A 9,487-nucleotide genomic window follows, 5' to 3' on the forward strand; every position below is an offset into this window, starting at 1 on the left:
TAACGGTTCGCTTAATTATTTTCTGAATAGTCAGCAAATCGATTAATTCCGCTCAAGGAGCTAAAAATGGACGTTGATGTGTCAACCAGTGTTGCGGGTAATAAACCGCAACGGATTCGTCGTATTCAGACAGTAACGCTGGTTTTATTATTTATGGCGGGGATCGTTAATTTCCTCGACCGTTCGTCATTGAGCGTGGCAGGCGAAGCGATTCGTGGCGAGTTAGGATTATCGGCGACAGAATTTGGCGTTTTGCTTTCTGCATTTTCTCTGTCTTATGGTTTTTCACAACTCCCTTCCGGTATTTTGCTAGACCGCTTTGGCCCACGAATAGTTTTAGGCGCAGGCTTAATATTCTGGTCATTAATGCAGGCATTAACAGGAATGGTTAATTCTTTTAGCCACTTTATTTTAATGCGTATCGGTTTGGGTATTGGCGAAGCGCCATTTATGCCTGCGGGAGTAAAGTCGATCACCGACTGGTATGCGCAAAAAGAACGCGGCACGGCGCTGGGGATTTTTAACTCATCTACCGTTATCGGTCAGGCTATTGCGCCTCCTGCTCTTGTATTGATGCAGCTGGCATGGGGCTGGCGGGCAATGTTCGTCATCATCGGCGTGGCGGGGATTCTGGTTGGGATCTGTTGGTACGCGTGGTATCGCAACCGGGCGCAGTTTGTCCTGACCGACGAAGAACGGACCTATCTCTCCGCGCCGGTTAAACCGCGTCCACAATTACAATTTAGCGAGTGGCTGGCGCTGTTTAAGCATCGGACAACCTGGGGGATGATTTTAGGTTTCTCTGGCGTCAATTATACCGGTTGGCTCTACATCGCGTGGTTACCCGGTTATTTACAAGCCGAGCAAGGCTTCAGTCTGGCGAAAACCGGTTGGGTGGCGGCGATTCCTTTCCTCGCGGCGGCGGTCGGGATGTGGGTTAACGGTATTGTTGTCGATCGGCTGGCGAAAAAAGGCTACGACCTGGCGAAGACGCGTAAAACGGCTATTGTCTGCGGTTTGATGATGTCGGCATTAGGCACGTTGCTGGTCGTGCAATCCTCCTCGCCAGCCCAGGCTGTAGCGTTTATCTCAATGGCGCTGTTCTGCGTGCATTTCGCGGGAACATCTGCATGGGGACTGGTGCAGGTGATGGTGTCAGAAACAAAAGTGGCTTCCATCGCCGGGATTCAAAACTTTGGCAGTTTTGTTTTTGCTTCCTTTGCTCCGATCGTAACCGGTTGGGTAGTGGATACCACGCACTCGTTTAATCTGGCGCTGGTTATCGCGGCCTGTGTGACGTTCACCGGGGCGCTGTGTTACTTCTTTATTGTCAAAGATCGGATTGAGTAACTGTTACTATCAGGCTCTCTTGCTGTGGGCCTGTAGAATAAAAAAAAGCGGATCCTGGAGATCCGCAAAAGTTCACGTTGGCTTTAGTTATTCGAGTTGAGAAACTCTCGAAACGGGCAGTGACTTCAAGGGTTAAAGAGGTGCCGCTCCGTTTCTGTGAGCAATTATCAGTCAGAATGCTTGATAGGGATAATCGTTCATTGCTATTCTACCTATCGCCATGAACTATCGTGGCGATGGAGGATGGATAATGAATATTCGTGATCTTGAGTACCTGGTGGCATTGGCTGAACACCGTCATTTTCGGCGTGCGGCAGATTCCTGCCACGTTAGCCAGCCGACGCTTAGCGGGCAAATTCGTAAGCTGGAAGATGAGCTGGGCGTGATGTTGCTGGAGCGGACCAGCCGTAAAGTGTTATTCACCCAGGCGGGAATGCTGCTGGTGGATCAGGCGCGTACCGTGCTGCGTGAGGTGAAAGTCCTTAAAGAGATGGCAAGCCAGCAGGGTGAGACGATGTCCGGACCGCTGCATATTGGTTTGATTCCCACGGTTGGGCCTTACCTGTTACCGCATATTATCCCGATGCTGCACCAGACCTTTCCAAAGCTGGAAATGTATCTGCATGAAGCACAGACCCACCAGTTACTGGCGCAACTGGACAGCGGCAAACTCGATTGCGTGATCCTCGCGCTGGTGAAAGAGAGCGAAGCATTCATTGAAGTGCCGTTGTTTGATGAACCAATGCTGCTGGCTATCTATGAAGATCACCCGTGGGCGAACCGCGAATGCGTACCGATGGCCGATCTGGCAGGGGAAAAACTGCTGATGCTGGAAGATGGTCACTGTTTGCGCGATCAGGCAATGGGTTTCTGCTTTGAAGCCGGGGCGGATGAAGATACACACTTCCGCGCGACCAGCCTGGAAACTCTGCGCAACATGGTGGCGGCAGGTAGCGGGATCACTTTACTGCCTGCACTGGCTGTGCCGCCGGAGCGCAAACGCGATGGGGTTGTTTATTTGCCGTGTATTAAGCCGGAACCACGCCGCACTATTGGCCTGGTTTATCGTCCGGGCTCACCGCTGCGCAGCCGCTATGAGCAGCTGGCAGAGGCCATCCGCGCAAGAATGGATGGCCATTTCGATAAAGTGTTAAAACAGGCGGTTTAAACCGTTTAACGCGGCTACCCGATAGGCTTCCGCCATCGTCGGGTAGTTAAAGGTGGTGTTGACGAAGTACTCAATAGTGTTGCCGCCACCTTTCTGTTCCATAATCGCCTGACCGATATGAATAATTTCGGCAGCGCGCTCGCCAAAGCAGTGAATGCCCAGAATCTCTTTTGTTTCCCGATGGAACAAAATTTTCAGCGTGCCCACGTTCATGCCGACGATTTGTGCGCGTGCCAGATGTTTGAACTGGGCGCGGCCCACTTCATATGGCACTTTCATCGCGGTCAGCTGCTGTTCGGTTTTGCCCACAGAGCTGATTTCCGGAATGGTGTAAATACCGGTAGGGATATCTTCAATCAGATGTGCGGTGGCTTCACCTTTCACCAGCGCCTGTGCGGCAATACGCCCCTGGTCATAGGCTGCCGACGCCAGGCTCGGATAACCAATCACGTCGCCCACCGCGTAAACGTGCGGCTGCGCGGTCTGATACATGCTGTTGACCTTCAGCTGTCCGCGACTGTCAGTTTCCAGCCCAATGTTCTGTAACGCCAGCGAATCGGTATTACCGGTGCGACCGTTGGCATAGAGCAGACAGTCAGCTTTCAGTTTTTTACCCGACTTCAGATGCATGATCACACCGTCGTCACAGCCTTCGATCTTCTCGTACTCTTCGTTGTGACGAATCACTACGCCACTGTTCCAGAAGTGATAGGAGAGAGAATCTGACATCTCTTGATCGAGAAACGCCAGCAGACGATCGCGGGTGTTGATCAGATCTACTTTTACATCCATACCGCGGAAGATCGACGCATATTCACAGCCGATCACTCCAGCACCATAGATAAGTACATGGCGCGGTTCGTGGTGCATGCTAAGAATTGAGTCGCTGTCGTAAATGCGTGGATGGGTGAAATCAACATCTGTTGGATGATAAGGGCGAGAACCACAGGCAATAACAAATTTTTCAGCGGTTAGTGTTTCGACGCTGCCGTCCGGGCAATCCAGCGCCAACGTATGCTCGTCAACAAAGCGAGCGTTCCCCTGCAATATTTCACAGTGATTACGTTCGTAAAATCCCTGACGCATGCGCGTTTGTTGATTAATCACGTTATCGGCATGGTTAAGGATATCGGCAAAAGAAGAGCGGAGCAGTCGGGAATGGTCGCTGTAAAGTGGGTTTTGATTGAATTCTATAATGCGGCTGACGGCGTGACGGAGAGCTTTCGACGGGATGGTGCCCCAGTGGGTGCAACCGCCGCCAACATTTTGATAACGCTCGATAACTGCGACGCGCGCACCTTGCTTAACCAGGCCCATTGCAGCGCCTTCGCCGCCGGGGCCGGAACCTATTACTATGGCATCGTAATCGTAGGAATGTGGCATGGTAGGGCTTACCTGTTCTTATACATAAAAGCAACAGAATGGTAACATTTTATCGCGGGTAAGCCAATTGATCCCCGTCATTTATCTGGCTATATCGTGAGCGGCCTTTGCTTTGTCTGTTTCTTACTTTTGCCTTGAACGTTTTATTGGATTTTTATCGCCAGTACTCACCGTTTAAGTGGCAGGTTTCCGTTGTTCGTAAAAGAACCAGCCAAAGAATTGCAGTAAATATGTTTTATTGCGTTACGGTTCATTCACAACACTGGAGCAATCCAGTATGTTCATTCTCTGGTATAGTGCCAGCAGTACTTTTGGCAAGGATTCAGACATCGTGATGGGCGTAAGAGCGCAACAAAAAGAAAAAACCCGCCGTTCGTTGGTGGAAGCCGCATTTAGCCAATTAAGTGCTGAACGCAGCTTCGCCAGCCTGAGTTTGCGTGAAGTGGCGCGTGAAGCGGGCATTGCTCCCACCTCTTTTTACCGGCATTTTCGCGACGTAGACGAACTCGGTCTGACCATGGTTGATGAGAGCGGTTTAATGCTACGCCAACTCATGCGCCAGGCGCGTCAGCGTATCGCCAAAGGCGGGAGTGTGATCCGCACCTCGGTCTCCACATTTATGGAGTTCATCGGTAATAATCCTAACGCCTTCCGGTTATTATTGCGGGAACGCTCCGGCACCTCCGCTGCGTTTCGTGCCGCTGTTGCGCGTGAAATTCAGCACTTCATTGCGGAACTTGCGGACTATCTGGAACTCGAAAACCATATGCCGCGTGCGTTTACTGAAGCGCAAGCCGAAGCCATGGTGACGATTGTCTTCAGTGCGGGTGCCGAGGCGTTGGACGTCGGCGTCGAACAACGTCGGCAATTAGAAGAGCGACTGGTACTGCAACTGCGAATGATTTCGAAAGGGGCTTATTACTGGTATCGCCGTGAACAAGAGAAAACCGCAATTATTCCGGGAAATGTGAAGGACGAGTAATGAAACAAGCAAATCAAGATAGAGGTACGCTGCTGCTGGCGTTAGTTGCTGGCTTATCGATTAATGGTACTTTCGCAGCGCTGTTTAGCTCCATTGTGCCATTTTCTGTATTCCCGATTATTTCCCTGGTGCTGACGGTTTACTGCCTGCATCAACGTTATCTTAATCGCACTATGCCGGTAGGCTTGCCGGGTCTGGCAGCTGCCTGTTTTATTCTCGGCGTTCTGCTGTACAGCACGGTAGTTCGTGCGGAATATCCGGATATCGGCTCTAACTTCTTCCCGGCAGTACTGTCCGTCATTATGGTGTTCTGGATTGGCGCGAAGATGCGTAACCGTAAGCAGGAAGTTGCTGAGTAATCGGTATCATGCCGGATGCTGGCGCATCCGGCATAGATTTTACTTCGCGGTCAGTAGTACGCCGCACTCCATATGGTGCGTGTAGGGGAACTGATCAAACAGAGCCAGACGTTCAACCTTGTGCGTCTGGCTTAATGTTTCCAGATTCTTGCATAACGTTTCCGGATTGCAGGAGATATACAGAATACGTGGATACGCCTGCACCATTTTCTCGGTTTCACTGTCCAGACCGCTGCGCGGTGGGTCGACAAAAATGGTTTCGCACTGATAACTCTTTAAGTCGATCCCTTGCAGGCGATTAAATTCGCGCACACCATTCATCGCCTGAGTAAATTCTTCTGCCGCCATACGAATAATTTGGACGTTATCAATATGGTTAGCGGCAATGTTGTATTGCGCGGCAGCGACCGAAGGCTTGGCGATTTCGGTGGCTAATACCCGATCAAAATTGCGCGCCAGGGCTAATGAGAAGTTACCGTTGCCGCAGTACAGCTCCAGTAAATCGCCTTTTGAGCCTTTGGTGACGTCCAGCGCCCATTCCAGCATCTGAATATTCATCGCCGCGTTCGGCTGGGTAAAACTGTTTTCTACCTGACGGTAGATCATCTCTTTCCCTGCGACCGGCAGACGTTCGTCGATGTAATCTTGATCCAGCGCGATTTTGGTTTTCGTTGCCCGACCAATCAGATGCACATTTAAATTTTGTGCGCGCAACGCATCGCGCAGAGCTTCCGCCTGTTGACGCCATTCGTCATCCAGCTTTTTATGGTACAGCAGGGAAACCACCGCCTGATTACTCAGCGTAGTGAGGTAATCAATCTGGAATAGCTTGTGGCGCAGAACGGGATTATTACGCACACCCGCAATCATCGCCGTCATCAACTGGTTGATAAGTTCACTGGCGGCGGGGAAGCTATCCACGCGGATACGGCTTTTGGTTTGTTGATCGAAAATGATGTGGTACAGGTCATCGCCATCGTGCCAGATGCGGAACTCCGCACGCATCCGGTAATGACTGACCGGCGAGCGAAACACTTCCGGAACCAGGTCAGAAAACGGCGCCATCATACTTTGCAAACGTACCACTTTTTCGGCTAACTGCGCTTCATACTGTTCTGTTGGAAGGTGTTCGGGGGTCATGATGTATCCTGAAAATGAAATGTACGCGGCGATTGTAGGGATTGCTCATCAGATGTCCAGATCTTGATGTATTCCTATTTGTGAGCTACGTCTGGACAGCAACTTGTTACAACCTGTAGCATCCACTCGCCGGTCCTGTGAGTTAATAGGGAATCCAGTGCAAATCTGGAGCTGACGCGCAGCGGTAAGGAAAGGTGCGATGATTGCGTTATGCGGACACTGCCATCCGGTGGGAAGTCATCATCTCTTAGTATTTTATATACCCCTCCAAGCCCGAAGACCTGCCGGCTAACGTCGCATCTGGTTCTCATCATCGCGTAATATTGATGAAGCCTGCGGCATCCTTCTTCTATTGTGGATGCTTTACAATGATTAAAAAAGCTTCGCTGCTGACGGCGTGTTCCGTCACGGCATTTTCCGCTTGGGCACAGGATACCAGCCCGGATACTCTCGTCGTTACTGCTAACCGTTTTGAACAGCCGCGCAGCACTGTGCTTGCACCAACCACCGTTGTGACGCGTCAGGATATCGACCGCTGGCAGTCGACCTCGGTCAATGATGTGCTGCGCCGTCTTCCGGGTGTCGATATCACCCAAAACGGCGGTTCAGGTCAACTCTCTTCTATTTTTATTCGCGGTACAAATGCCAGTCATGTGTTGGTGTTAATTGATGGCGTACGCCTGAATCTGGCGGGGGTGAGTGGTTCTGCCGACCTTAGCCAGTTCCCTATTGCGCTTGTCCAGCGTGTTGAATATATCCGTGGGCCGCGCTCCGCCGTCTATGGTTCCGATGCAATAGGTGGGGTCGTGAATATCATCACGACGCGCGATCAACCCGGAACGGAAATTTCAGCAGGGTGGGGAAGCAATAACTATCAGAACTATGATGTTTCTACACAGCAACAACTGGGAGATAAGACACGGGTAACGCTGTTGGGCGATTATGCCCATACTCATGGTTATGATGTTGTTGCCTATGGTAATACCGGAACGCAAGCTCAGCCAGATAACGATGGTTTTTTAAGTAAAACGCTTTATGGCGCGCTGGAGCATAACTTTACTGATGTCTGGAGCGGTTTTGTGCGCGGCTATGGCTATGATAACCGTACCAATTATGACGCATATTATTCTCCCGGCTCACCGTTGCTCGATACCCGTAAACTCTATAGCCAAAGTTGGGACGCCGGGCTGCGCTATAACGGCGAACTGATTAAATCACAACTCATTACCAGCTATAGCCATAGCAAAGATTACAACTACGATCCCCATTATGGTCGTTATGATTCGTCGGCGACGCTTGATGAGATGAAGCAATACACCGTCCAGTGGGCAAACAATGTCATCGTTGGTCACGGTAGTATTGGTGCGGGTGTCGACTGGCAGAAACAGACTACGACGCCGGGTACAGGTTATGTTGAGGATGGATATGATCAACGTAATACCGGCATCTATCTGACCGGGCTGCAACAAGTCGGCGATTTTACCTTTGAAGGCGCAGCACGCAGCGACGATAACTCACAGTTTGGTCGTCATGGAACCTGGCAAACCAGCGCTGGTTGGGAATTCATCGAAGGCTATCGCTTCATTGCTTCCTACGGGACATCTTATAAGGCACCAAATCTTGGACAACTGTATGGCTTCTACGGAAATCCAAATCTGGAACCTGAGAAAAGCAAACAGTGGGAAGGCGCGTTTGAAGGCTTAACCGCTGGGGTGAACTGGCGTATTTCCGGATATCGTAACGATGTCAGTGACTTGATCGATTACGATGATCACACCCTGAAATACTATAACGAAGGGAAAGCGCGAATTAAGGGCGTCGAGGCGACCGCCAATTTTGATACCGGACCACTGACGCATACTGTGAGTTATGATTATGTCGATGCGCGCAATGCAATTACCGACACGCCGTTGTTACGCCGTGCTAAACAGCAGGTGAAATACCAGCTCGACTGGCAGTTGTATGACTTCGACTGGGGTATTACTTATCAGTATTTAGGCACTCGCTATGATAAGGATTACTCCTCCTGGCCGTATCAAACCGTGAAAATGGGCGGTGTGAGCTTGTGGGATCTTGCGGTTGCGTATCCGGTCACCTCTCACCTGACAGTTCGTGGTAAAATAGCCAACCTGTTCGACAAAGATTATGAGACAGTCTATGGCTACCAAACTGCAGGACGGGAATACACCTTGTCTGGCAGCTACACCTTCTGAACCACGTCCCACCGTGCTGGTGTTTGACTCCGGCGTCGGTGGGTTGTCGGTCTATGACGAGATCCGGCATCTCTTACCGGATCTCCATTACATTTATGCTTTCGATAACGTCGCTTTCCCTTATGGCGAAAAAAGCGAAGAGTTTATTGTTGAGCGAGTGGTGGAAATTGTCACTGCGGTACAAGAGCGTTATCCCCTTGCGTTGGCTGTGGTCGCTTGCAACACTGCCAGTACCGTTTCACTTCCTGCCTTACGCGAAAAGTTCGACTTCCCGGTTGTTGGAGTCGTGCCGGCGATTAAACCTGCTGCACGTCTGACGGCAAATGGCATTGTCGGATTACTGGCAACCCGCGGAACAGTTAAACGTTCTTATACTCATGAGCTGATCGCGCGTTTCGCTAATGAATGCCAGATAGAAATGCTGGGCTCGGCAGAGATGGTTGAGTTGGCTGAAGCGAAGCTGCATGGCGAAGATGTTTCTCTGGATGCGCTAAAACGTATCTTGCGTCCGTGGTTAAGAATGAAAGAGCCGCCAGATACCGTTGTACTGGGGTGTACCCATTTCCCTCTACTACAAGAAGAACTGCTACAGGTGCTGCCAGAGGGAACCCGGCTGGTGGATTCTGGCGCAGCGATTGCTCGCCGAACGGCATGGTTGCTAGAGCATGAAGCCCCGGATGCAAAATCCGCCGATGTGAATATTGCCTTTTGTATGGCAATGACGCCAGAAGCTGAACAATTATTGCCCGTTTTACAGCGCTACGGCTTCGAAACGCTCGAAAAACTGGCAGTTTTAGACTGATTTGGTTGAATGTTGCGCGGTCGGAAAATTATTTTAAATTTCCTCTTGTCAGGCCGGAATAACTCCCTATAATGCGCCACCACTGACACG

At 50.7% G+C, this 9,487-nt stretch carries 8 protein-coding genes and 1 riboswitch; of the genes, 6 read left to right on the forward strand and 2 right to left on the reverse strand.

From position 1 onward, the window contains the following. The first annotated feature begins 66 nt into the window (after positions 1–66). Both BEB42_RS23505 and oxyR read left to right on the forward strand, forming a co-directional pair. Positions 67–1,350, forward strand: a complete 1,284-nt coding sequence (locus tag BEB42_RS23505; protein ID WP_000382176.1) for an MFS transporter — start codon at positions 67–69, stop codon at positions 1,348–1,350. A 250-nt stretch (positions 1,351–1,600) separates the two neighbouring features. Further along, positions 1,601–2,518, forward strand: a complete 918-nt coding sequence (gene oxyR, locus BEB42_RS23510; RefSeq protein WP_001025939.1) for a DNA-binding transcriptional regulator OxyR — start codon at positions 1,601–1,603, stop codon at positions 2,516–2,518. On the opposite strand, the gene sthA is transcribed toward oxyR, so the two are convergent. Then, complete coding sequence (gene sthA / locus BEB42_RS23515; RefSeq protein WP_001120810.1) at positions 2,501–3,901, reverse strand: Si-specific NAD(P)(+) transhydrogenase; 1,401 nt, start codon at positions 3,899–3,901, stop codon at positions 2,501–2,503. The two genes, oxyR and sthA, sit on opposite strands and share 18 nt — an antisense overlap. Positions 3,902–4,232: 331 nt before the next feature. Between sthA and fabR the strand changes: the two genes are divergently transcribed. Together fabR and BEB42_RS23530 are read left to right on the forward strand one after the other, a co-directional pair. Further along, entirely contained in the window at positions 4,233–4,883 is a 651-nt protein-coding gene (fabR, locus tag BEB42_RS23525) for an HTH-type transcriptional repressor FabR (protein WP_001309117.1), read from the forward strand. Further along, positions 4,883–5,242, forward strand: coding sequence for a YijD family membrane protein (locus tag BEB42_RS23530; RefSeq protein WP_000806411.1), 360 nt, complete (start codon positions 4,883–4,885; stop codon positions 5,240–5,242). Before fabR ends, BEB42_RS23530 begins: the two co-directional genes overlap by 1 nt. Before the next feature lie 39 nt (positions 5,243–5,281). Here BEB42_RS23530 and trmA read toward each other — a convergent pair whose 3' ends face one another. After that, complete coding sequence (gene trmA, locus BEB42_RS23535; RefSeq protein WP_000187026.1) at positions 5,282–6,382, reverse strand: tRNA (uridine(54)-C5)-methyltransferase TrmA; 1,101 nt, start codon at positions 6,380–6,382, stop codon at positions 5,282–5,284. Between the two features lie 113 nt (positions 6,383–6,495). Beyond that, positions 6,496–6,685, forward strand: a riboswitch (cobalamin riboswitch). 65 nt (positions 6,686–6,750) lie between these two features. Here trmA and btuB point away from each other — a divergent pair. Beyond that, a complete protein-coding gene (gene btuB, locus BEB42_RS23540) occupies positions 6,751–8,595 on the forward strand; it encodes a TonB-dependent vitamin B12 receptor BtuB (protein ID WP_001353725.1) in 1,845 nt (614 codons plus the stop codon). Continuing rightward, positions 8,540–9,397 carry a glutamate racemase gene (gene murI, locus BEB42_RS23545; protein ID WP_029340107.1) on the forward strand — a complete coding sequence of 286 codons (858 nt, stop codon included), beginning with the start codon at positions 8,540–8,542 and terminating at the stop codon, positions 9,395–9,397. The genes btuB and murI overlap by 56 nt, the downstream gene beginning before the upstream one ends. Positions 9,398–9,487 lie beyond the last annotated feature (90 nt).

It is taken from the genome of Escherichia sp. MOD1-EC5990 (assembly GCF_002965285.1).
Classification (GTDB): Bacteria; Pseudomonadota; Gammaproteobacteria; order Enterobacterales; family Enterobacteriaceae; genus Escherichia; species Escherichia coli_F.

Excerpts from the sequence above, each read along its gene's own strand:
- BEB42_RS23505 (WP_000382176.1), top strand. The coding sequence starts at position 67 with ATGGACGTTGATGTGTCAACCAGTGTTGCGGGTAATAAACCGCAACGG.
- oxyR (WP_001025939.1), top strand. The coding sequence starts at position 1,601 with ATGAATATTCGTGATCTTGAGTACCTGGTGGCATTGGCTGAACACCGT.
- sthA (WP_001120810.1), bottom strand. The coding sequence starts at position 3,901 with ATGCCACATTCCTACGATTACGATGCCATAGTAATAGGTTCCGGCCCC.
- BEB42_RS23530 (WP_000806411.1), top strand. The coding sequence starts at position 4,883 with ATGAAACAAGCAAATCAAGATAGAGGTACGCTGCTGCTGGCGTTAGTT.
- trmA (WP_000187026.1), bottom strand. The coding sequence starts at position 6,382 with ATGACCCCCGAACACCTTCCAACAGAACAGTATGAAGCGCAGTTAGCC.
- btuB (WP_001353725.1), top strand. The coding sequence starts at position 6,751 with ATGATTAAAAAAGCTTCGCTGCTGACGGCGTGTTCCGTCACGGCATTT.
- murI (WP_029340107.1), top strand. The coding sequence starts at position 8,540 with ATGGCTACCAAACTGCAGGACGGGAATACACCTTGTCTGGCAGCTACA.